This window comes from Comamonas sp. SCN 65-56 (assembly GCF_001724135.1).
In the GTDB taxonomy this organism is placed as follows: Bacteria; Pseudomonadota; Gammaproteobacteria; order Burkholderiales; family Burkholderiaceae_C; genus Comamonas_C.
In genome coordinates, this window is the sequence record NZ_MEDS01000002.1 from 30,815 (window position 1) to 51,561 (window position 20,747).

The following is a 20,747-nucleotide window of genomic DNA, read 5'->3' on the forward strand; positions in this document are numbered from 1 at the left end:
CAAGCTGGCGTTACAGGTCGATTCTGGCCAGCGGCTGGATATTCACCTCTTGCGTCAACTCCTGGTAACTCAGCACCGGCAGGTCGTACAAGTCTTGTTCGATCATCTTGCGCATGTAGCGGCGGATATCCATGGAGGTCAGCAGCACCGGGCGCTGCGTGCTGGCCGACAGGTCGCCCACGGCTTTGCGAATGTTTTCCACCAGGCGCTTGCTGGTGGCGGGCTCCAGCGCCAGGTAGCTTCCGGCCGAGGTCTGGCGTATCGCGCCGCGCACCGTGTCTTCGATGGCGGGCGCCAGCAGATAGGCCGGCAGCACGTTCTGCCGACTGGAGTACTTGTGGCTGATGTGGCGTTTGAGGGTGGAGCGCACGTATTCGGTCAGCAGCACCGAATCCTTTTCCTTTTGCCCCCATTCGATGAGCGATTCGAGAATGGCACGCAAATTGCGCACCGAAATATCTTCAGAAACCAGGCGCTGCAGGATTTCGGCGATTTTCTGGATCGGCAGCACCCGGGTGGATTCCTTGACCAGATCGGGGAAGCGCCCTTCCATCGCGCCGAGCAGGAATTTGGTTTCCTGGATGCCGATGAAATCGGCGGAGTATTTCTTGAGCACGAAGGCCAGGTGGTAGGTCAGCACCTGGCTGGTGTCCATGAAGGGGATGCCGGCGCGCGTGAGCGTGTCGCGCAGCGTGGCCGCGACCCAGAGCGTGGGGATGTGCGGCAGAAACTTGCGGTCGCTCTCGTAGCTGATTTGCAGCGCCTGCAAATTGGCCTCGCTCTCGCGCACCAGCAGCCAGCCCGGGCGCAGCCGACCCTGGGACACCGGCACCTCGGACAGCAGGATGTTGTAGCTCTCCTCGGGCAGCGCATCGTTGAAGCGCAACTGGATGCCGGGGAAGGGCACGCCCAGGTCGTAGTACAGCGCGCGCCGGATCTTCAGCAGCTCGTCGTTGAGCACGTCGGCATCCAGCGCCTGCTGCAAGCCGGAGGCCACGTCCATCAGCAAGGGCACGGTGGGGGCAAATTCGTCGCTGGCGTCGTCGGCTTTCTTCCTGGGTTTTTCACCGGCGGGTTGCATCGCGGGCACCTCGGTGACCTGGCCGGTTTTGGCATCTACCACGCGGCGCGTGCCGCGCAGCACCACGAAGCCCACGGTGCCGACGACGACGGCCAGCGTCAGGAACACCGGCAGCGGCATGCCCGGGATGATGCCCATGCCCAGCGCCACGGCGGCGGCAATCAGCAGCGCGCGCGGTTGCGCCAGCACCTGCTGGCCGATGTCCTTGCCGACGTTGGACGGCCCGTCGCCCGACTGCACGCGGGTGACGATCATGCCGGCGCAAATCGCGATGAACAGCGCCGGGATCTGCGCGATCAGGCCATCGCCTATGGTCAGCACCGAATAGGTCTTCATCGCGTCGCCCGCGCTCATGCCGCGCTGCATCACGCCGATCAACAGGCCGCCCAGCAGATTGACGGCGACGATGATGAGGCCGGCGATGGCGTCGCCCTTGACGAATTTCATCGCCCCGTCCATCGCGCCGTAGAGCTGGCTTTCTTTCTCGACGATGCCGCGGCGGCGCTTGGCCTCGTCCATGTCTATGGTGCCGGCGCGCATGTCGCCGTCGATGGACATTTGCTTGCCCGGCATGGCGTCCAGCGAAAAGCGCGCCGCGACCTCGGCCACGCGCTCGGCCCCCTTGGTGATGACCACGAACTGCACGATGGTCAAAATCAGGAACACCACCAGGCCGACGATCAGGTTGCCGCCCACCACGAAGTTGCCGAAGGTGAAGATGATGTGCCCGGCGTCGCCCTGCAACAGGATCAGGCGCGTGGTGGCGATCGAGATGCCCAGGCGAAACAGGGTGGTGATCAGGAGCACCGACGGAAACGACGAGAACGACAGCGGCGAGGGCAGGTACATGGCCACCATCAGCAAGATGGCCGAGACCGTCATGTTGATGCCGATCAGCGTGTCCACCAGCCAGGTGGGCAGCGGCAGGATCATCATGAAGATGACCGCCACCAGGAAAAAGGCCAGCACCAGATCGTTGCGGCTGGTGGCCACTTGCACGATGCGCTGCAGGCGGGGGGCGAAGGCGGTCTGGGGCATGGGGCGTGGCTGCGTCGCAGGGCGGCTCAGGTTGCAGGGAGCTGGGCGGGCGCGGCGGCATCCGCCGGCCCCCGTGGCTCAGGGTGGGTATCGCGCGGCGCGGAGCCTCGAACCGCCAGCCACGCGCGCATCGCGCTGCCGGCTTCTTTGTTGCGCTGCAGCGCATGCAGCGCCTGGGCGCGCGCCAGATGAAACGGTGCATCCAGCGCGCCCAGCAAGGCCCGCTGGTCCAGGGTGTCGAGCGCACGCGCCGGTTTGCCCGAGCGCAGTTGCGCCAGGGCCAGCCGCAGCAGCGTGCCTGCGTCGTCCGGGGCCAGCAGGTTGCGCGCCGCCAGCAACACGGCGGCCTTGTCGGGCTGGTTGTGTTCCAGGTAGATGTAGCCCAGCAAGTCCATGAACTCGATGCCGGCATCCGGCTTGGCGGGGTCGTCGCGCTCGGCGTGGTCGTCGGGGCTGGGCATGAAGCGGTCTCGGCCTTGACTCAGCCTTGGTAGAGGGCGCTGCGGTACATCTGCAGCAACTCGCGCAGCGCCGATTCTTCCTTGAGCAGGCGCACCGCGCGATTGAGCACGCGGGCGTTGTCGCCACCTTCGGCGAGACCCGCGTCCGCGGATGTCTGGGCCTTTTGCGCCGCCTCGGTCAGCCCGTGCAGGGTGGTTTCCAGCGCCTGGCGAAAGCGGCTGGGCGCCAGCAGCTCGCGGTTGGCCAGCTGCGGGCGCAGGGCGGCGTTCAGGCTGTCGTCCAGCGTGGGCAGCGACAGCAGAGCCTGCAGCTCGGGCTGGACGTCGATGTCCGGCGGAGCGGCCTGTTCGCGCGCAGGCAGCTCCAGCGGCGTGTCTTCGCGGCTGTAGGTGATGCGTTCTATGCCCCGGTCGAAGGACAGGTGACTCAACGGGATGTGGTCCATGGCGGCTCCCTGTGCGTGATGGCGTCAGGCGGTGTTGGCGGGCAGTTGCGCCAGCCACTGGTGCAGGAAGCGGACGGTCTGCTGCATGCGCTCAGCGCTCAATTCGCTCTGCGGGATGCGGGCACCGAGCACCAGCCAGTCGCCTTCAGTGGTGCTGCGCAGACCCACCTGCACGGCCTGCGCAGGATCGGCCACCTGCGCTGCCTGGCGCATCGCGCGCAGTACCAGCTCGGCGCTGCCGTGCGCCAGGGGCACCGCGTGGTGCACCACGGTGTCATTGTCCTGTTGCGCCACGCCCAGCAGGGCGCCGGTCTGTGCAAAACGCAGCTGCATCGTGCCGTCCGGGCCGAGGCGCAGATCGGGCATCTCCATGGTGGCGCCCCACTCGGCGAGCGCCTGTTGCAAGTCAGCCATATTCAGGCATCCTCATCGTCAATGGCGACGTCCAGCGCATCCTGCACCGCCTGAAAAACGGTCAATCGCTGGTCGGTGTCGACAAACACTTTGGGCGGCATGTCACGCAGCAGGGCTTTCACGCCGGTCAAGAACTGGATGCGGGTTGGCACGAGATCGGCGCCGAATTCGCTGCTCAGGCTGGTGAAGCGGCTGCCCGCGACCCATTTTTCGGCGCTCAGGCGCACCATCTGCTGCATCAGCGTGACGGGGCTGCCCTCGATCGGCGCGCCACGCTGCTGGTCGATGCGCTGGCAGAGCTCGCGACAACCATCAAGGACGGTGCTTGCCACGCTCAGGTGGTAGAGGTCTTGCACCAGGCTTTGCAACCGCGTCGGATCGCCCGAGGGACGGGCCGCGGCCAAGTCTTGTCCCAGCGCCTGGACGAGGCGCTTGAGACCGCCGGCAAAATCGCTGTCGCCAAAGCGCTCCAGCGCCAGATCGAGGGTTTGCGCCAGCGTGTTTTCCCCCAGCACCACGTCGCGGTAGGTGCGCTGAAACGCTTCCACGTCCTCTCTGCTGCGGGCGTCTTCGCTGGCGGTGCCTATGGTGTTGAGGTCGGCGCGCAAGGCGTCGCCGTGTTCCAGTTCCAGGTCTTCGAGTTCGTCGCGCAGATCCTGCAGGTTTTCTTCCGGGTGGCCCTCGCGCTCACCCATCTGGATGATGTATTGCAGCGCCAGGATGCGGTGCGCGGGATTGCCCCAGGTTTTCCTGATCTCCTGCAGTTCGTCGTCCTGGCGCCCTCGGGTACGCCGGCCGGTTTGCGGCGCGCCGCCATCGCGCGCGCCGCGTGCCGCGCTGCCTGAACCGGCGGCCGAGGCGCTCATGCGCGCCAGGATGCCCTTGGCCAGATTCACCAGTTCCTCGGCGTCCTCATGGGCTTGCGCTGCATCCATGTAGGCGGTGATGGCCTCCGGGCTGAGCATGTCGTGGGGGCGCGCGGCTTCTTTCTTGCGCTCCGAGGCGTGTTTTTTCTCGGCCTTCTCGGAATGGTGCAGGCTGATCTCTTCCGCGGCATCGGTGAGGATGGAGTCGGTGGTGTCCACCTGCACCAGTTGGCCGCCGAACTGCCCGACGCCGGCCTGCCTGCCCTCCTGCGCCAGGTTCTGGCGCGCACCCATGTCCAGGGACGAGGCCGTGGGGTTGAAAGCGTCTATGCGTGACATGGTCGTTGATGCGCGGTGCGCTGAAGTATGCACTTTCGTAACAGGGGCGCGCGCAAAGGTTCCAGCATCTGCTGCCAGCCTGCCGGGCAGGGTACGCACGGATACCCAGGGGGTGCCGGCCGCCGCTAGAGTGGAACTGCTTTGCCGCAGCGGTTACTTACCCGGTACAGCCCCCGCGGCTGCGGCAGTTTCAATCATGTCAAGGAGAGTTTCAAGCATGGCCTCACGCAACACGCCCGACGAAATCATGGCCCAGGCACAGAACCTGATCGCGCAAGCGCAGCGCGAACTGGATCAGACCGACGATGTGTACCGCCGACAGGGCCTGGACCCGCAAAAGGCACGTCAGGTGCTGCAAGCGCAAAGCACCGCCGATGTCCATGCCCAGGCGCAGGCGGCCTTCCAGGAGGATCTGGCTGCCATCGAGCGCGAGGTGCAGGAAGAGGCCGCGCGCCTGTCGTTCGACGCGGCGCGCACCGGCGGCCAGAGCGCTGGCGGATCGCGCCCGCCGCGCAGCATGGTTTGAGCGCGATTGCATCGCAACGCATCCGTTTCACGTTTTTGAAGGAGTACATCATGAGCACACCCGGCATCAACCTCGGTGGCCTTTCCGCCGTTTCGTCAATGGATTTTGCCCACATGGACATCGACAGCATCATGATGATGGTCCAGACCCAGCGAGCCAATTTGCTGGAGTCGGAGCTCAAGAATCAGATCGGCTCGGTGCAGGCGAAGAACGATCAGATTTCCAAGCTGAACCAGGCGCTTGGGCAGCTCAACAGTCTGTCGGCGCAGTTCCCCTCGGATGCCAAGGCGGGGGACAAGGTGGACAACATCGTCAAGGCCAATGACTATCAGATGGAAAAGGAGATCAATTCCTCGCTCAAGGAGGCCGGGGTGGCTCCGTTCACGCAGGGCAAGGAAGACTGGTCCGGGCGTGGCCGGACGCTGGACAACAGCGTCTACAACGGGGGCCTGGGCGGAAACACCACCAAGGGTCAGGTGGATGCGGCCATCCAGCAATTGAAATCCAACATCGACAGTCTCTCCAACAGCCAGCAGATGGACATGTTGCGTTTGCAGAGTTTGTCCAACAAGCGCAATGAGGCGTTTGATCTGATGACCAATTTCGTCAAGAAGATGCAGGACAACCGCAATTCGATCATCGGCAACATGCGTTGAGCGGTGCACTGGCGTCAAGGGGGTTGTCATGAATATGCAAGTCAATGGATCGGCAGGGGTTTCCCCGGTCAGCGTGGCCGGCATGGATCTGGAGACCGCGCTGCTTGCGGTGCAAAGCCAGCGCGCCAGTTTGCTGGAAGATCTGCTCAAGGATCAGATCGCGGCGGTGCAGGCAAAGAACGCCAAGATTTCCAGGCTCAATGAGTTGATGGGCCTGCTCAATTCCTGCGCCGCCAAGATGTCGTCGGACGCCAAGGCGGGAGACCGCGTGCCGATTGACAATGCGACGTTGGCGCAACTGAAGACGGCAGTTGCCGAAGCGGGGGTGGCGGATGCGCCGGATTTTGGCCAGCATTGGAACGCAACCATCGGCGGGAAAAAGTTCGATCTCGATCAGTTCAGCAAACAGGAGATCGACAACATCTGCAAGACCTTCGGCATCCAAACCAACGTGAACATGGGATTGATGCCGACTCCCTACATAGCTCCCGATTTAGCGACTTTCGAGAAAAAACTGGCGGGCATGAATCCCAAGGTCCAGTCGGAAGCCGGCTTGCAGTTGCTGGACAAGATCAAGACTCTGAGCAAGAGCAAAGACAAATTTACCTTTACCCGGGAGATGATCCAGATGAGCACCAAGTCCACGGGCATCAACAAGGGGCAGCTCGATGGGTTCATCCAGAAAATGAAGTCCAACATCGACAGCCTCTCCAACAGCCAGCAGATGGACATGCTGCGCTTGCAGAGCTTGTCCAACAAGCGCAACGAGGCCTTCGACCTGATGACCAATTTCGTCAAGAAGATGCAGGACAACCGCAACACCATCATCGGCAACATGCGTTGAGCGCTCAGGCGCGTGGCGCATGCCCGGAAAGAGGAGACATTCATGAACACGACAAGCACGGCAGCCGGCGGCGCGGCCAATATCGGCAACCAGCTGCTGGATCTTTTTGCCAATGGCGGCACGCTGGGCTGGATCTTTGACTACGAAGATGCCGATTACGAAGTGCTTTACGCACTGGGTCACAGCATGTATGCCCAGGCGCGCTACAGCGATGCGCTGCGGGTGTTCGGCTATCTGGTCACTTGCAACCACATGGAAAAGCGCTTCATGAACGCGTTTGCTTCCACGCTGCAGATGCTGGGCGGCTACAAGGATGCGATCAAGTATTACTCGCTGGCGTCGGTGATGGACATGAGCGATCCGCTGCCCACTTTTCATACCGCCGAGTGCATGAATGCGCTGGGCATGCGCGACGAGGCACGGGAGGCTCTGGGCTATGTGCTCAGGCAGAGCACCGCGCCGCAATACGCCGAGCTGGCCCAGCGCGCACGGGCCATGCTCGAACTCCTGGGCGGCGCCGCCGCGCCGGCAAGCCACTGATTCGGGGAGACATCATCATGACGGACGGCATATCCAACGCCACCTCCGGGGTCGGCGCTTTTCCCCAGGGATTCGAGGGCCTGAGCACCGAAATTGCGGCGCAGCTGCAGCAGCAGATTCAGGCCGATCCGGGCAAGGTCCTGGAAGAGATTGCGCAGCTCGCGCAAACGCTGCAACCCGGCCTGGGCAAGAGCGGCGGGAACTCGGTCAGCAATGGCAATGGCGCGCCGCAGATCGACGGGGTGGCGATCAATTTCTCGCCCGAGGACATGGCGGCCGCGCTGCTGGTGCTGCAAGGCAAGACGCAGGAGGCGCAGCTCAAGACCGCCAAGGAAGGCATAGAGATCAACTCGCAGAAGCAGAAGATCCAGAACGACAAGGCGATGAAGAAGATCGAGGAATGGATCAAGAAATGCGAGGATGCGGCGGCCAAGGAGAAGGCGGGCGGCATTCTTGGCTGGTTCAAGAAGATTTTCTCGGTGATTGCAGCGGTGTTCGCCGTGGTGGCCGCCGCCGCCGCCACGGCCGCGACCGGGGGCGCGGCAGCCCCCTTGCTGGCCTTGGCGGTCTTGTCACTGGCATCGGCCACGGTCAGTCTGGCCAGCGAGATATCGAAGGCGGCCGGAGGGCCGGATTTCGATCATGTGGCCGGCTGGATGGACCTGGGCTCGCTGGTGGGCAAGGGCATGGGCGAGCTTGCCAAGGCGTTCGGCGCCGACGAGCAGCAGGTGGCGATCGTTTCGGCGACGTTCGCGATGGCGACCACCATTGCCATCACCGCGGCGTCGGTGGTGCTCACCGGCGGTGCGACGGCAGCGGCAGAGGTGGGCAAGATCGCCAAGATGGCGATGGACATCGGGCGCGCCGGCCAGGCCATCGTTGGCGTGGCCAGCGGTTTGACCGAGGCCGCACAGGGCGGGGTGAAGATCGCGGCGGCGCACGATACGCGCGCGGCGGCCACGGCCCAGGCGGACAAGAAGAAGATCGATGCGCTGATTGCAGCGCTGCAGCAGCAGATGGAAGAAAACCGTGAAGAGATCAAGAAGGTGATCGACGAGATGATGGAAGGCATGAACATCGTCAGCCGGATGATCAACGCGGCGGGTCAGAGCAGGGAGCAGATCAGCTCCAACATGACCGGCCGCAGCCGGTTGGTGTGATGTGAAATGCAACGAGGAGAATGAAATGAACATGCAGATCAGCGGCAACGGACCATCCCCGATGCGCGACGTGGCCCCCGGCGGGGATGCAGCCAGCATGGCGGCCCTGGCCGGCTCAGGGGTGCAAGGGGTTCGCGAGGCGGACAACCAGACCCTGCTGGAACTGGAAAAGATGCTGCAGGGTGCGGCGGGCGATCCGGCCAATCGGCTGGACGATCCGGTGGCGTCCAATGGCCAGACGGCGCAGGCCACGCTGTCGCGCCTGCAGGCCTTCGATGACAGCCAGGTCTCGGCGGACATCTTTACCTACCTCGCGCTGTTCCAGCAGCTGGCACAACAGATGCGCAATACGGCGCGCACCCAGCGCACCGTGGAGTTGCAGGGGCAGGTGACGGCCTTGCAGAATGCGGCCGAGAAGATGAAGGAGGCCGCGGGCAAGCGCTTTGCGGCGGCCGTCGTGCAAGGTGTGTCGCAGATCGTTGGCGGCCTGACCCAGGCGGGCATGTCGGCCTATTCGGCCAAGCAGACCATCCAGGGCGTGCGCATGGAAGCCAGTGGCAACAATCTGGTCGCCAAGGCCAATGCAGCCGCCGGCAGCAACCCGTCCGGCAATGTCGCCAACGTGCTGCAGCGCGGCAACAACCGCATTGCAGACGGCAAGGAGCTGCAGGCCGGTGGCACCAAATGGGCCGGCTTCAGCCAAGGCGCGTCGGGTGCCATCAACGGCACCGGGGGCATCATCGCGGCCGGGCTCAACCATGAGGCCGATCTGCGCGACGCGGAAAAGGCCAACCTGGAAACCCAGGCCAAGCTGCATGAAACCGGGGTGCAGCATGCCAACGACATGATGCAGCAAATGATGGAGGTGATCCGCGATGTGCGTGAGAAGCTCGCCAGCATCCAGCAAGCGCAGGTCGACACCACCCGCAGCATCGCGCGCAACATCTGACGACCGCACTCACGAGGAGCCCGAGCATGTCAAACCCCACCGTGTCCGCGGCGGAAAACGCGCCTGTCGACATCGACGGCGCCAGCGCCGTGCAATCCATTCTTGACTTGAAGCAGGCGCTCGAGGCCCTGCCGTCCAGCCACCGGCTGTCGCAGGCGGATGCCGACGTCATCTACGCGCAGGCCTTCCAGCTGGCGGCGCAAGGCCGGCACGAGGCGGCCTATGGCTATTTTTCGCTGCTCACGCTGTACCGGCCCACGGAGGTGCGCAGCCTCAAGGGCCTGGCGCTGTGCTATCGCATGCTGGAACACTACGATCAGGCGCTGAGCGTGTATTCTTTCCTGGCGGTGATCGAACCGCAGGAGCTGGATCACGATATCGCGATAGTGGAGTGCCTGCTGCTCAAGCGCGAACTCGACGAGGCGCGCGCCACTGTGCAGCTGGTGCTGCAGTGCGCGCGCGATCAGCCCGCGGGCAAGGCCGCCGCCCGCGCGCAAGCCCTGCATGATTTGTTGCATTGATGGATCAAGGAAAGTGCCTTTGCTGGTGACGTCCGAAGACGTTCAACTGCTGACCCAGGTGGGCTTCATCGCCGCCGGTCGGGCAGATGTGGAGCGCGCCGAAGCCATCTTCGGCGCGCTGCTTGCCGTGCGCCCGCGGCGCGCGTTCGCTCATGTGGGCCTGGCCTGTGCCCGCATGAACGCGGGCGATGCGGGTGCGGCAGCGCGGGCGCTGGAACGGGCCCTGCCCGGCGTGGCTGAGGGCGAGGACGCCGACACGGTGCAGGCCTTCCTGGGGCTGGCCTTGCAGCTCGATGGCAGGCTCGGCGAGAGCCGCCGCGTGCTGCAGGAGGTGGTGCGCAGGGCGCAACCGGCGGAGGACAATGATGGCTTGCGGCTGGCGCGCCGCATGCTGGGTGAACCGCAGGCGCAGGCGGTTGCAGTCACCTGATGCGAAAGGACGATGAGCATGGACCCGATTTCAGGATCAATTGCGGCCTTGGCGCAGACTGCACAGGCGCCTGCAGCTAGCAATTCAGTAGTCAATCCGGTGGCCGACGACATGGCTGCGGCGCGCTTTGCGGCCATCATGGCGCAGCCTGCCGGCGTGGCGCCGGGCGCACCGGCGGCCGTGGCCGCCGCGGCGCAGGCGGTCGCGGGTAGCGGGGCCGCGGGCACGACGGGCTCGATCGGCGAGCGCATCCTCTCGGGCATGGCGTCTGTCTCCGGGGAGATGCAGACCGCCTGGAATACGGTGGGCGAGGTGGTGCGCCGCGGTGAATCCGGCATGGACCTGCAGGGCATGCTTGGCGTGCAGATGGCACTGGTGCAGGTGGGCATTCAGTACGACCTGATGGGCAAGGTGGTGACGCGCTCGGGCCAGAGCATCGACCAGCTCGTGCGTCTGCAATGAGAGTGGCGCACACCGATCGTCCCGGCTGGGCCAGGCACTGCCTGCGGGCGTTGCTGCTGCTGGCATGCGCCTTCGCGCTGGTCGCGTGCAGTGCGCGTGTCGATCTGCTCGGCGCCGTCCCGGAAGACGAAGCCAACGAGGTGCTGGCGGCACTGCTCAAGGCCGACATCGACGCCGGCAAGACGGCGGGCAAGGAGGGCATGGTCGGCGTGCAGGTCTCGGGCCTGCAGGTGGCGCAGGCGCTGCAGGTGCTGCGCGACAACGGCCTGCCGCGCGAGCGTTTTGCCGGCATGGGGCAGATTTTCAAGAAGGAAGGGCTGATTTCCTCCCCGCTGGAAGAGCGCGCGCGCTACATCTATGCGCTGTCGCAGGAGCTGTCGAGCACGCTGTCGCAGATCGACGGGGTGCTGGCGGCGCGCGTGCATGTGGTGCTGCCCGAGCGCGGCGTGGCGGGCGAGCCTGGCACGCCGGCCACGGCGGCGGTGTTCATCAAGCACCAGGAGGGCTACAACCTGGACATCATCCAGCCGCAAATCCGCCGCCTGGTCACCAACAGCATTCCCGGTTTGAGCGCGGATCGGGTGTCCATCGTGTTCGTGGCTTCGCAGCGACGGGCGGATGAGGCTAGCCAGGCGCCGACGGCCGCGCATGTCTGGGGCTTTCAGGTGGCACCCTCCGCGGTTGCGGGGCTGCAGGTGCTTTTGTGGGGTCTGCTGCTGGCCTTGCTGCTGGCTGTGGGCGGTTTGGCCTGGCTGCTGCGCCAGCGTCTGTTCCCCTCGCTTTTCCCGGTGCGTGGTGGTGCGGGCGAGGCTGGGGCGGTCCGCCCGGCCAACCCGGCGTGATCACCTTGCCTGTCTGACGCACGCCCATGTCCGCCTTGCCTGCTCTGCCCCAGCCCGCTGTCGCCGATCAGGGCGTGGCGCTGGCGCGCTTGCACGCCTTCAGTTTTTTGCCCAGCAGGCACTGGCACCCGGCGCGCGTTGCCCCCTGGCAGGACGAACTGCAGGCCTTGGGCACGCTGGCGCAGCAACCGGCCTTGCAGCGGGTATTGCACCGACGCTGGTCAGCGCGCCTGCTGACGCAGTTCGATGGCGCGCAGACGGGGTTGATGGATCTTTCCGAACCCGCCCTGCCGCTGGCCCTGGCAGAACCCGGCGTGCTCGCGCAAGTGGCACGCCTGGCCGGTGCGCTGCTGGTGGCACCGTTCTTGCGCCGCAGCGTGCTGCGCTCCGCCGTGCTGGCGCTGCGCGAGGTGTTCGGCGCGGACACGCTGCGCTGGGTCTGCATGCAGGGTGCGGCGCTGCACCCGGGCGTGGCGGATGCGCGGCCGTGGCTGCCGCAGGGGCTGGCGGCTGAAGACGCCGGTGCCGATGATTGGCAACGTGTGGCGGACGCCCTGGGCGCGGGCCTGCTGGCCCAGGCGTGGCAAGACGCGCCGCCGGGTTTGCGCCAGCGCGCCGACATCAGGCTGCCGCCCGAGGCCGACGACCCCGCCACGCGCGCCGCCAGCGGTTTGCCGCCCGCTGCCGCACGTGGCCTGAGCCTGCAATTGCTGGCACGATTGGAGCCGACATGGCTTTCCTTGTTCCCCGCGACCCGCTGACGCCCACGCGCTCGCTGCCCATGCAGCTGGCCCCGGGCACGCGCATCGTCCCGGCGGCCGACGTCGCGGCATGGACCGATGCGCAGGGCCTGCTGGCGGCGGCGCGCGCGCAGGCGCAGGCCATCGTTGCCAGTGCCCAGGAGCAGCTGGCGCAGGAGCGCGCGCGCGGCTATGCCGAGGGCGTGGCCGAGGCCAAGATGGAGCAGATGGAGAAGATGATCGAAACCGTGGGGCGCACGGTAGAGTACTTCGCCGCGGTGGAAAACGACGTGGTGGCGCTGGTGATGGGCGCGGTGCGCAAGATCATCGACGGTTACGACGACAACGAGCGCGTGATGATGGTGGTGCGCGGCGCGCTCTCCGTGGTGCGCAACCAGAAGCAGATGACGCTGCGCGTACCACCCGAGCGGCTGGACAGCTTGCGCGCGCGCGTCAACGAACTGCTCGCGGCCTATCCCGGCGTGGGCTATCTGGACATGGTGGCCGATGCGCGCCTGAAGGGCGACGCTTGCATACTGGAGAGCGAAATCGGCCTGGTCGAAGCCAGCATGGATGGCCAGATCACCGCGCTCGAAGGCGCGTTTCGCAAGGTGCTGGGCAGCCGCATATGAGCGAGGTGCACACGCCGGCCGGCACGCGCCAGTTCGACTACATCACCGAGATGCTGGAGCTGGCGCTGACCGATGCGCCGGTGCTGCAGATCAAGGGGCGCGTGACGCAGGTGGTGGGCACCATCATCCGCGCCGTGGTGCCGACGGTGAAGGTGGGCGAGGTCTGCCTGCTGCGCAATCCGGGTGAGGATTTCGAGATGAAGGCCGAGGTGGTGGGCTTTGCGCGCGACGCGGCGCTGCTCACGCCGATTGGCGACATGTACGGCATCTCCTCGGCCACCGAGGTGATACCCACGGGGCGCGCGCACCTGGTGCCGGTCGGGCCGGGGCTGCTGGGGCGGGTGCTCGATGGTCTGGGCAAACCGCTCGATGAGGCGGAGCTCGGCCCGCTGGAGGCCAACAAGTTCTACCCGGTGTTTGCCGAAGCGCCCGACCCGCTCAAGCGCCGCATCATCCGCGACTCGCTGGAGCTGGGCGTGCGCGCGCTGGACTCGGTGCTGACCTGCGGCGAGGGTCAGCGCATGGGCATCTTCGCCGCCGCGGGTGGCGGCAAGTCCACACTGATGGCGATGCTGGTCAAGGGCGCGGCGGTGGACGTGACGGTGGTGGCGCTGATCGGCGAGCGCGGGCGCGAGGTGCGCGAGTTTCTGGAGCACGAGCTGGGCGCGGAAGGGCGGCGCAAGAGCGTGATCGTCTGCGCCACCAGCGACAAATCCAGCATGGAGCGCGCCAAGGCGGCCTACGTCGCCACGGCGATCGCCGAGTACTTTCGCGACCAGGGCAAGAAGGTGCTGTTCCTGATGGATTCGGTCACCCGCTTTGCCCGGGCGCAGCGCGAAATCGGCCTGGCGGCGGGTGAACCGCCCACGCGCCGCGGCTATCCGCCCAGCGTTTTTGCCACGCTGCCCAAGCTGATGGAGCGCACCGGCATGAACCACCTGGGCTCGATCACGGCGCTGTACACCGTGCTGGTGGAAGGCGACGACATGACCGAGCCGATCGCCGACGAGACGCGCTCCATCCTGGACGGCCACATCGTGCTCTCGCGCAAGCTGGGCGCGGCCAACCACTACCCGGCCATCGACGTGCTGGCTTCGGCCTCGCGCGTGATGAACGCCGTCGTCACGCCCGAGCACAAGCGCATGGCCGGGCGCCTGCGTGAGCTGATGGCCAAGTACGAGGAGGTCGAGCTGCTGGTGAAAATCGGCGAATACAAGCGCGGCGGCGACGCCACGACCGATGAGGCCATCGACAAGATCGATGCCATCCGTGCCTTCTTGCGCCAGCGTACCGACGAGCGCTCCAGCATGGAGCAGACCTTGCAGCAACTGCAGACCCTGGTGGGCGCGGGAGGTGCGCGGTGAGCATCCTGCGCGATCTGCTGGCGATCAAGACCTTTCGCGAGCACCAGGCCGAATCCGCCCTGCGCCAGCAGCGCCAGGCGCTGGCCGAGGCCGATGCCACGCGTGCCCAGGCGCAGGAGCTGCTGCAACGGCTGCTGCGCGAGGGCCACGCGATGGAGCTCTCGCTCTACCGCGAACTGTGCGCGCGCCTGGTGCGCCTGCGCGAGATCGAGGACGTGCAACTCACGGTGGCCGGGTTGCGCCAGCGCGAGAGCGCGCAGCAGGAGGCGTTGGACGCCGCCGAGCGCGCCGTGAGCGCCCAGCAGGAGCGCCTGGACGCCGCCCGCGCTGCGCAGCAGGAGGCCGCGCGGCAAAAGTCCAAGTTCGTCGACTTGGCGCGCGATTTCTCTGCGGCCGAGCTGCGCGAGTCCGAACGCCGCGAAGACCTGGAGATGGAAGAGGTCGCCAGCCTGGCGCGCGACCGCGAAGACTGGCAGGGCAATGATCTGGAGGAGGCTGCGTGAAGAGATCGTTCGCCAGTATCGTCGTTACAAATAGAATAGCTGCCTGCGCTTGTTTAGCGGGCGCTAGAGGCTGTTTTGATCATGAATTTCATGGGTGGGGAGCGTACCCGCATGGTTAGCGACCGCCCGATCCATCTCGACCTGAACATGCCGGGGGCAACCAGCTCCGGCCAGCAACAGGCTGGCCTGGGGCAATCACCCGCGGGCGGTCAGGCGTCGCGCGAAGGCTTGGATCAGGAAGCCCGGCAGCTGCGCGAATTGCTGGATGCGGGTCGACAGGCGCCGCCGCCGCCCCCAACGCAGGCTCCCGGCCACGGCGCGGGCGGCGCGTTCGCGCTGTTTGGCTCGCAGGCCGCCGCCGGGTTGCCCGGCGCAACGCCGCCGCCCGAGCCCGGGCCGCTCGCCCGCGAGTTGAACCAGCAGCTTGCGCACATGGCACGTCGCCTGCTGGTGGACGATGGCTCCGGTGGCCGACGGGCGGTGCAGATGCATCTCGATGGCGAGCAGTTCGCAGGGGTGGTGCTTGATGTCTGCCACGCACAGGGCGGCGTGCAGGCGACGTTTACCTGCAGCCATGAGGAGCCGCGCGAGCGCCTGGCGCGCCACGCGCAGTGGCTGGCCGATGGCCTGTGCGCGCAACTGGGCCAACCGGTCACGGTGAGCGTGCAGACCGACGATCTGGAAGATCCTTGCCTGGTGCAGGCCAGCGCATCGCCCTGAGCCTGATACTTGCGCTGCCGCTGCAATCTGCCCTTTCGCCCCTGATCTTTCATGCCGGACACCTCCGCACTTTCTTCCCGCCGCGTGGCATTGGCGCGCCTGTCGCGTACCGAGGCCCAGGCGCGCACCACCATCGCGCAGCGCGCGCATGGGCTGGCGTTCGAGTTGGGCGGGGTGGCGTGGCAGGCGGGCCTGACCCCGCTGGTGCTGGCTGCGCCCCCGTCGGTCCCGGTTGCACCGGCTGGCGGGCGCATGGATTTCGAATGGGCCGGGGCCCGGTTTGCCCTGCTGCTGCCAGCCAGCGCCGTGGAGCAATGGCTGTCGGCGCAGATGCAGCAGGCCAGTCTCCCCGCACTGCCATCAGAGCTGGTTCAGTCGGTGCTGGAAGCCGCGCTGGCGCAGGTGCTGGCGGCCATCCAGGCCCTGGGCCAGGGCGAGCCGCATCTGCTGCATTGGAGCGCCGCACCACCGGACACCCCTGAAGCTGTCGCAGCCAGCGACGACAAACTGCCCGCCCATGCGTTTGAATTGTTGCTGCGCGCGCAAGATGCCACGCCTGCCATCGCCACGCCCGCGATTGCCGCCCGCCTGCACGCCGACAACCTGGGCCTGATGTTGCTTGCCGGCCTGCTGGTGCGCCGCACGCCCAGGCCCGGCCAGCTGGCCGCCGACGTGCCGCTGCGGCTGCGCGCCGAGCTGGGCGAGAGCCGCGCCACGCTGGACGAGCTGCGCGCGCTGGCGCTGGGCGACGTGTTGCTGCTGCAGACCTGTTTTGTTGGTCCGCAGCGCAATCTGTGGCTGACCGGCGATGGCCGCGCGGGCGTGCAGCTTGCCTTGCCCCCCGCCGACCCCGCCGGTGCAGCGGATGCACCAGACGCCGCTCCCATCACCCCTTTTCTGACCGTCCTCCAACCCTGGAGCGCCACCATGTCCGCCCCCACTTCCCCGGCCAGCAGCGATGAGGCTGCCACTTCACTGCAGGCGCTGCCCGTGCGCCTGTCCTTTGACCTGGGCGAACTCAGCCTGACGCTGGCGCAGGTGCAGGCGCTGCAACCCGGCCAGACCCTGGAGCTCGGCCATCCGCTGGCGGCAGGGGTGAACATCCGCGCCAATGGCTTGCTGATCGGCGAGGGCGACCTGGTGGAGATCGACGGCCAATGGGGCGTGGCGATCCGCTCCTTGCTGCGCCAGGGTGGCGACGCAGCGCAGCCATGACCACGTTTGACCCGATCACACTCGCCGTCCTGCTGGCGGCGATGGCCTTGATGCCGACGCTGGTGGTCGTCAGCACGGCATTCTTGAAGATCGTGGTGGTCATGTCGTTGCTGCGCAATGCCCTGGGCGTGCAGCAAACGCCGCCCAATCTGGCGCTGTACGGCCTGGCGCTGATTCTGGCAGCCTACATCATGGCTCCCGTCGGGGTGCACATGCTGGACCGCGTGAGCGCCAACCCGGACAACCTGAAGAGCCTGCCTGCCTTCGTCACCAGCGTGCGCGATGGCGCGGAGCCGCTGCGCGAGTTCATGCTCAAAAACAGCCAGCCCGAGCAGCGCGACTTTTTCGTGCGCACCGCCAAGCGCATGTGGGGTCCCAAGCTGGGCGAAAACGTCGGCGCGCGCGACTTTGCCGTGCTGCTGCCGGCCTTTGTCGTCTCCGAGCTGACCTCGGCCTTCGAAGTCGGCTTTCTGCTCTACTTGCCCTTCGTGGTGATCGACCTGATCGTCTCCAACATCCTGCTGGCCATGGGCATGATGATGGTCTCGCCGGTCACCATCTCGCTGCCGCTCAAGCTGTTTTTGTTCGTCATGGTCGATGGCTGGTCGCGCCTGATCCAGGGCCTTGTGCTGACCTACGCCTGAACCGGCGCGGCATTTGAAACGTTGGAGATTGCACATGCACACCGTTGACGTCACCGCCTATTTCACCCAGGCGCTGTACCTGGTGCTGTGGCTGTCGCTGCCGCCCATCATCGTCGGCTCCATCGTCGGCACGCTGTTTTCGCTGTTTCAGGCGCTGACCCAGATTCAGGAGCAGACGCTGTCGTTCGGCGTCAAGTTGATCGCGGTGGCCATCACCTTGCTGCTCACGGCGCGCTGGGTCGGGGGCGAGATGTTCAACTTCACCCTGCAAATCTTCGATGTGATGCCGCTGCTGGGCAAGTAGCGCCGCGCAAAGGGAACCCGATGCAAGCACCGGTGACTTACGAAGTGGTCCAGTCCTTTCTTGCGGCGCTGGCCTTGACGCAACCACGCATCCTCGCCATGTTCATCGTCTTGCCGGTATTCAACTCTCACCTGGTTCCGGGCATGGTGCGCTTTGCCATTGCCGCCGCGCTCGGATTGGTGATGGTGCCAGTGCTGCAGTTGCAGATCGCTGCGGTGAACTGGAACGCCGCCTGGCTGGTGGCGGTGATCTTCAAGGAAGCCTTCATCGGCTTCGTCATCGGCTATCTGGCAGCGATTCCATTCTGGATTTTCGAGGCCGTGGGCTTTCTCGTGGACAACCAGCGCGGCGCGAGCATCGCCTCCACGCTCAACCCGCTCACCGGCAACGATTCCTCCCCGCTGGGGCTGATGTTCAACCAGGCCTTCATCGTGTTCTTCCTGCTCACTGGCGGCTTCTCGCTGCTGCTGGGCACGCTCTACGACAGCTTCGCGCTGTGGAACGTGGCCCAATGGCTTCCGGTGTTGCAGCCGGATTCGACCGCCGTGTTCCTCGGCCAGCTGGACAAACTGGTGCGCCTGGCGGTGTTGTTCGCGGCGCCGGTACTGGTGGCCATGTTCCTGGCCGAAGTCGGCCTTGCCCTGGTCAGCCGCTTTGCGCCGCAATTGCAGGTATTTTTCATGGCCATGCCGATCAAGAGCGCGCTGGCCATGTTGGTGCTGATGCTCTACGCCAGCGCGCTGTTTGACCACGCCGCCGGGCAGGTGCAGACGCTGGGCGGCATCCTGCCGTGGCTGCGTGAGCAGTGGGGGCCGTGGGGCAGTGTGGGGGTGGCGCCATGAGCGAGAAAACCGAACAACCTACCAGCAAAAAACTGCGCGACTCGCGCCAGAAGGGCGATGTCGCCTACAGCAAGGATTTCACGCAAACCTTGCTCATTCTGGCCATCTTCGGTTACCTGATCGCCTTTGGTGGCCGTATGGTCGATGCCTTGGCGCAGATGATCCTGTTGCCTTCCACCTTGCTGACCCTGGGTTTCAACGAAGCCGCCAACACCCTGCTGGATGCGGTACTGCGCGAGATGGCCTGGCTGGTGCTGCCCTTCATCGGCATCGTTTTGGCGATCGGCATTTTTGGCGACACCATGCAGGTCGGCATTCTTTTCGCGTTTGAAAAGCTCAAGCCTTCCGGCAAAAAGCTCAACGTGCTCAGCAATGCGAAGAACATCTTCTCCAAGAAGAACCTGGTGGAGTTTCTCAAGTCGCTGATCAAGATTTTCTTTCTCTCGGCGCTGCTGTGGCTCTTGATCAGCGATGGTCTGCCGCTGATTCTCAGCATCCCGAACGCCGGCCTGGCGGGGCTGGGCGAGGTGGTGGGCCAACTCATGAAAACCATGCTGATCAACATCGGCGTGGCCTATGGCGTGATTTCCCTGGCGGATTTCGTCTGGCAGCGCATGCAGTACCGCAAGGGCCTGATGATGAGCAAGGACGAAGTCAAGCAGGAATACAAGGAGATGGAAGGTGATCCGCACATCAAGCAGCAGCGCAAGCATCTGCACCAGGAGCTGCTGCAGCAAGGCGCAGTGGCCAGCGCGCGCAAGGCCACCGTCGTGGTGACCAACCCCACCCACCTGGCGGTGGCGCTGCACTACGATGCCGAGCAAACCCCGCTGCCCGTGGTGCTGGCCATGGGCGAGGGCGCGCTGGCCGAACGCATGATGGCCGCCGCGCGCGAGGCGGGCGTGCCGGTCATGCAAAATATCCCGCTGGCCCACGCCCTGACCGAGCAGGCGCAGGCGGGGCAGTACATCCCCTCGGAACTGGTGGAACCGGTAGCGCAATTGCTGCTGCTGTTGCAACAAATGGAAGGGCCGCCCGCATGATCAAGAACACCGCTCCCGCCGACCCCGGCATTGCGCGCTTGCTGCAAGGTTACGCCGCGCAATACGGCGCCGCACCCGATGCCAAGGGCGGTGCCGGGAGCGCGCAGATTGCGCTGACGGTGGACGACAAATACCAGATTCGCCTGCGTGCCCTGCCCGCGGGCGGCATCGCGCTGCATGCGCGGCTGATGCCCTTGCCCGAACCCGGCCCGCAGCGCGACGAGATGCTGCTGGGTGCGGCACGCCTGGCCTGCGGCACCATGCGCGAGCATGCCGCCGCCTGTGTGGTCGATGAGCGCGAGCGTGCGCTGTGGTTGCAGCAGGCGGCACGCACCAACTCGCAGCAGGACATCGACGATGCCGTGGGCAGTTTCGTCAACTGTTTGGCGCTATGGACCGAATTCGTGAAAAAGCTGTGACCGCCATGCCGCTTGGGGCGCGCTCTCCCGGCTCGCACTGGCGCGCACGCGTCGGTTTCGTCGTGGGCGCAATCGCCATCGCACTGGCCGCCCTTGCTCCCGCAGCAGGGGCGGCTGCCAGCCCGCCGTGGACGGAAGCGCCCTACAGCTACTATGCGGAAAACGTGCCACTGACCACTGCTCTGCGCGACTTTGCCAGCAGCTTCAGCCTCGCACTGGAACTCACGCCATCCATCAACGGCAAGGTCAACGGCCAGTTCAATGCCAAATCGCCGACGGAGTTCATTGACCGCCTGGCGGGCGTGTACAGCCTGAACTGGTTCGTGCACGCCGGCACGCTCTATGTATCGCGCACCAAGGAGGCTGTCACGCGCCGGATTTCGTCCGGGGGCAGCAGCATCACGTCGGTGCGCCAGGCGCTGGAGAGCGTGGGCGTGCTCGATCCGCGCTTTGGCTGGGGCGAGCTGCCCGGCCAGGGGGTGGCGCTGGTGTCCGGCCCGCCGGCTTATGTCGATCTGATCGAGCGCACCCTGGCGCTGCAGCCCGCCAGCGCGCGCGATCCGGTGTTTCGTTGCGGCAATGAATACATCAACAGCGCCCAGGTTGCCAGAGAGCGTGGCTGCAAGCTGATGGACGCCGACAACATTTCCGTGCTGCGCTCGGAAAGCGCTGCGCCAGCCGCGGCTTCTCCGGGCGCGGTAGCGCCCTCCGGGGCAAGAAAGCCGGAAAATGGCAAGTGAGCCGAC

Annotated in this window: 27 protein-coding genes; 22 read left to right on the top strand and 5 right to left on the bottom strand. The window is 65.7% G+C overall.

Features of this window, described 5'->3' with window-relative positions:
• Window positions 1-10: 10 nt before the first annotated feature.
• Genes sctV through sctW form a run of 5 tightly spaced genes read right to left on the bottom strand, consistent with a single transcriptional unit; the run spans window position 11 to window position 4,645 of the window.
• Window positions 11-2,119 carry a type III secretion system export apparatus subunit SctV gene (sctV, locus tag ABS45_RS01540; protein WP_291552226.1) on the bottom strand — a complete coding sequence of 703 codons (2,109 nt, stop codon included), beginning with the start codon at window positions 2,117-2,119 and terminating at the stop codon, window positions 11-13.
• A gap of 26 nt (window positions 2,120-2,145) precedes the next feature.
• Complete coding sequence (locus ABS45_RS01545) at window positions 2,146-2,580, bottom strand: hypothetical protein (RefSeq protein ID WP_291552229.1); 435 nt, start codon at window positions 2,578-2,580, stop codon at window positions 2,146-2,148.
• 20 nt (window positions 2,581-2,600) lie between these two features.
• Window positions 2,601-3,026 carry a hypothetical protein gene (locus ABS45_RS01550; protein WP_291552232.1) on the bottom strand — a complete coding sequence of 142 codons (426 nt, stop codon included), beginning with the start codon at window positions 3,024-3,026 and terminating at the stop codon, window positions 2,601-2,603.
• Between the two features lie 24 nt (window positions 3,027-3,050).
• Window positions 3,051-3,440 carry a CesT family type III secretion system chaperone gene (locus ABS45_RS01555; RefSeq protein WP_291552234.1) on the bottom strand — a complete coding sequence of 130 codons (390 nt, stop codon included), beginning with the start codon at window positions 3,438-3,440 and terminating at the stop codon, window positions 3,051-3,053.
• A 2-nt stretch (window positions 3,441-3,442) separates the two neighbouring features.
• Entirely contained in the window at window positions 3,443-4,645 is a 1,203-nt protein-coding gene (sctW, locus tag ABS45_RS01560; protein WP_291552236.1) for a type III secretion system gatekeeper subunit SctW, read from the bottom strand.
• 217 nt (window positions 4,646-4,862) lie between these two features.
• On the opposite strand from sctW, the gene ABS45_RS01565 reads away from it, so the two are divergent.
• The 22 genes from ABS45_RS01565 (at window position 4,863) to ABS45_RS01670 (ending at window position 20,741) form a co-directional block, all read left to right on the top strand.
• On the top strand, window positions 4,863-5,171 hold the full coding sequence (locus ABS45_RS01565) for a hypothetical protein (protein ID WP_291552238.1): 309 nt from the start codon (window positions 4,863-4,865) through the stop codon (window positions 5,169-5,171).
• A gap of 50 nt (window positions 5,172-5,221) precedes the next feature.
• On the top strand, window positions 5,222-5,827 hold the full coding sequence (locus ABS45_RS01570) for a hypothetical protein (protein WP_291552241.1): 606 nt from the start codon (window positions 5,222-5,224) through the stop codon (window positions 5,825-5,827).
• 28 nt (window positions 5,828-5,855) lie between these two features.
• The gene (locus tag ABS45_RS01575) at window positions 5,856-6,671 is read left to right on the top strand and encodes a hypothetical protein (protein ID WP_291552244.1); all 816 of its coding nucleotides are present in this window, start codon (window positions 5,856-5,858) and stop codon (window positions 6,669-6,671) included.
• A 42-nt stretch (window positions 6,672-6,713) separates the two neighbouring features.
• Window positions 6,714-7,211 carry a SycD/LcrH family type III secretion system chaperone gene (locus ABS45_RS01580; protein WP_291552247.1) on the top strand — a complete coding sequence of 166 codons (498 nt, stop codon included), beginning with the start codon at window positions 6,714-6,716 and terminating at the stop codon, window positions 7,209-7,211.
• 17 nt (window positions 7,212-7,228) lie between these two features.
• Window positions 7,229-8,371: a type III secretion system translocon subunit SctE gene (sctE, locus tag ABS45_RS01585; protein ID WP_291552250.1), complete on the top strand. Its 1,143-nt coding sequence runs from the start codon at window positions 7,229-7,231 to the stop codon at window positions 8,369-8,371.
• Window positions 8,372-8,396: 25 nt separating this feature from the next.
• On the top strand, window positions 8,397-9,320 hold the full coding sequence (gene sctB, locus ABS45_RS01590) for a type III secretion system translocon subunit SctB (protein ID WP_291552254.1): 924 nt from the start codon (window positions 8,397-8,399) through the stop codon (window positions 9,318-9,320).
• A gap of 26 nt (window positions 9,321-9,346) precedes the next feature.
• A complete protein-coding gene (locus tag ABS45_RS01595) occupies window positions 9,347-9,841 on the top strand; it encodes a tetratricopeptide repeat protein (RefSeq protein ID WP_291552260.1) in 495 nt (164 codons plus the stop codon).
• A gap of 25 nt (window positions 9,842-9,866) precedes the next feature.
• Complete coding sequence (locus tag ABS45_RS01600) at window positions 9,867-10,271, top strand: hypothetical protein (protein ID WP_291552263.1); 405 nt, start codon at window positions 9,867-9,869, stop codon at window positions 10,269-10,271.
• A gap of 18 nt (window positions 10,272-10,289) precedes the next feature.
• Window positions 10,290-10,733, top strand: a complete 444-nt coding sequence (gene sctI, locus ABS45_RS01605; protein ID WP_291552267.1) for a type III secretion system inner rod subunit SctI — start codon at window positions 10,290-10,292, stop codon at window positions 10,731-10,733.
• Window positions 10,734-10,735: 2 nt separating this feature from the next.
• Complete coding sequence (gene sctJ / locus ABS45_RS01610; protein ID WP_291552268.1) at window positions 10,736-11,575, top strand: type III secretion system inner membrane ring lipoprotein SctJ; 840 nt, start codon at window positions 10,736-10,738, stop codon at window positions 11,573-11,575.
• Window positions 11,576-11,601: 26 nt separating this feature from the next.
• Complete coding sequence (locus ABS45_RS01615) at window positions 11,602-12,336, top strand: SctK family type III secretion system sorting platform protein (protein ID WP_291552271.1); 735 nt, start codon at window positions 11,602-11,604, stop codon at window positions 12,334-12,336.
• A complete protein-coding gene (locus tag ABS45_RS01620) occupies window positions 12,306-12,947 on the top strand; it encodes an HrpE/YscL family type III secretion apparatus protein (protein ID WP_291552272.1) in 642 nt (213 codons plus the stop codon). The genes ABS45_RS01615 and ABS45_RS01620 overlap by 31 nt, the downstream gene beginning before the upstream one ends.
• On the top strand, window positions 12,944-14,311 hold the full coding sequence (sctN, locus tag ABS45_RS01625; RefSeq protein ID WP_291552273.1) for a type III secretion system ATPase SctN: 1,368 nt from the start codon (window positions 12,944-12,946) through the stop codon (window positions 14,309-14,311). The genes ABS45_RS01620 and sctN overlap by 4 nt, the downstream gene beginning before the upstream one ends.
• Complete coding sequence (locus tag ABS45_RS01630; RefSeq protein ID WP_291552276.1) at window positions 14,308-14,814, top strand: YscO family type III secretion system apparatus protein; 507 nt, start codon at window positions 14,308-14,310, stop codon at window positions 14,812-14,814. Before sctN ends, ABS45_RS01630 begins: the two co-directional genes overlap by 4 nt.
• A 111-nt stretch (window positions 14,815-14,925) precedes the next feature.
• Entirely contained in the window at window positions 14,926-15,534 is a 609-nt protein-coding gene (locus tag ABS45_RS01635) for a hypothetical protein (protein WP_291552278.1), read from the top strand.
• A 51-nt stretch (window positions 15,535-15,585) separates the two neighbouring features.
• Window positions 15,586-16,749 carry a type III secretion system cytoplasmic ring protein SctQ gene (sctQ, locus tag ABS45_RS01640; protein ID WP_291552281.1) on the top strand — a complete coding sequence of 388 codons (1,164 nt, stop codon included), beginning with the start codon at window positions 15,586-15,588 and terminating at the stop codon, window positions 16,747-16,749.
• Entirely contained in the window at window positions 16,746-17,393 is a 648-nt protein-coding gene (gene sctR / locus ABS45_RS01645; RefSeq protein WP_291552284.1) for a type III secretion system export apparatus subunit SctR, read from the top strand. The genes sctQ and sctR overlap by 4 nt, the downstream gene beginning before the upstream one ends.
• A 34-nt stretch (window positions 17,394-17,427) precedes the next feature.
• On the top strand, window positions 17,428-17,697 hold the full coding sequence (gene sctS / locus ABS45_RS01650) for a type III secretion system export apparatus subunit SctS (RefSeq protein WP_291552286.1): 270 nt from the start codon (window positions 17,428-17,430) through the stop codon (window positions 17,695-17,697).
• A gap of 20 nt (window positions 17,698-17,717) precedes the next feature.
• On the top strand, window positions 17,718-18,539 hold the full coding sequence (sctT, locus tag ABS45_RS01655; protein ID WP_291552289.1) for a type III secretion system export apparatus subunit SctT: 822 nt from the start codon (window positions 17,718-17,720) through the stop codon (window positions 18,537-18,539).
• A complete protein-coding gene (sctU, locus tag ABS45_RS01660) occupies window positions 18,536-19,582 on the top strand; it encodes a type III secretion system export apparatus subunit SctU (protein WP_291552292.1) in 1,047 nt (348 codons plus the stop codon). The genes sctT and sctU overlap by 4 nt, the downstream gene beginning before the upstream one ends.
• Window positions 19,579-20,001 carry a hypothetical protein gene (locus ABS45_RS01665; protein ID WP_291552294.1) on the top strand — a complete coding sequence of 141 codons (423 nt, stop codon included), beginning with the start codon at window positions 19,579-19,581 and terminating at the stop codon, window positions 19,999-20,001. The genes sctU and ABS45_RS01665 overlap by 4 nt, the downstream gene beginning before the upstream one ends.
• On the top strand, window positions 19,998-20,741 hold the full coding sequence (locus ABS45_RS01670; protein ID WP_291552295.1) for a hypothetical protein: 744 nt from the start codon (window positions 19,998-20,000) through the stop codon (window positions 20,739-20,741). The genes ABS45_RS01665 and ABS45_RS01670 overlap by 4 nt, the downstream gene beginning before the upstream one ends.
• Window positions 20,742-20,747: the final 6 nt, after the last annotated feature.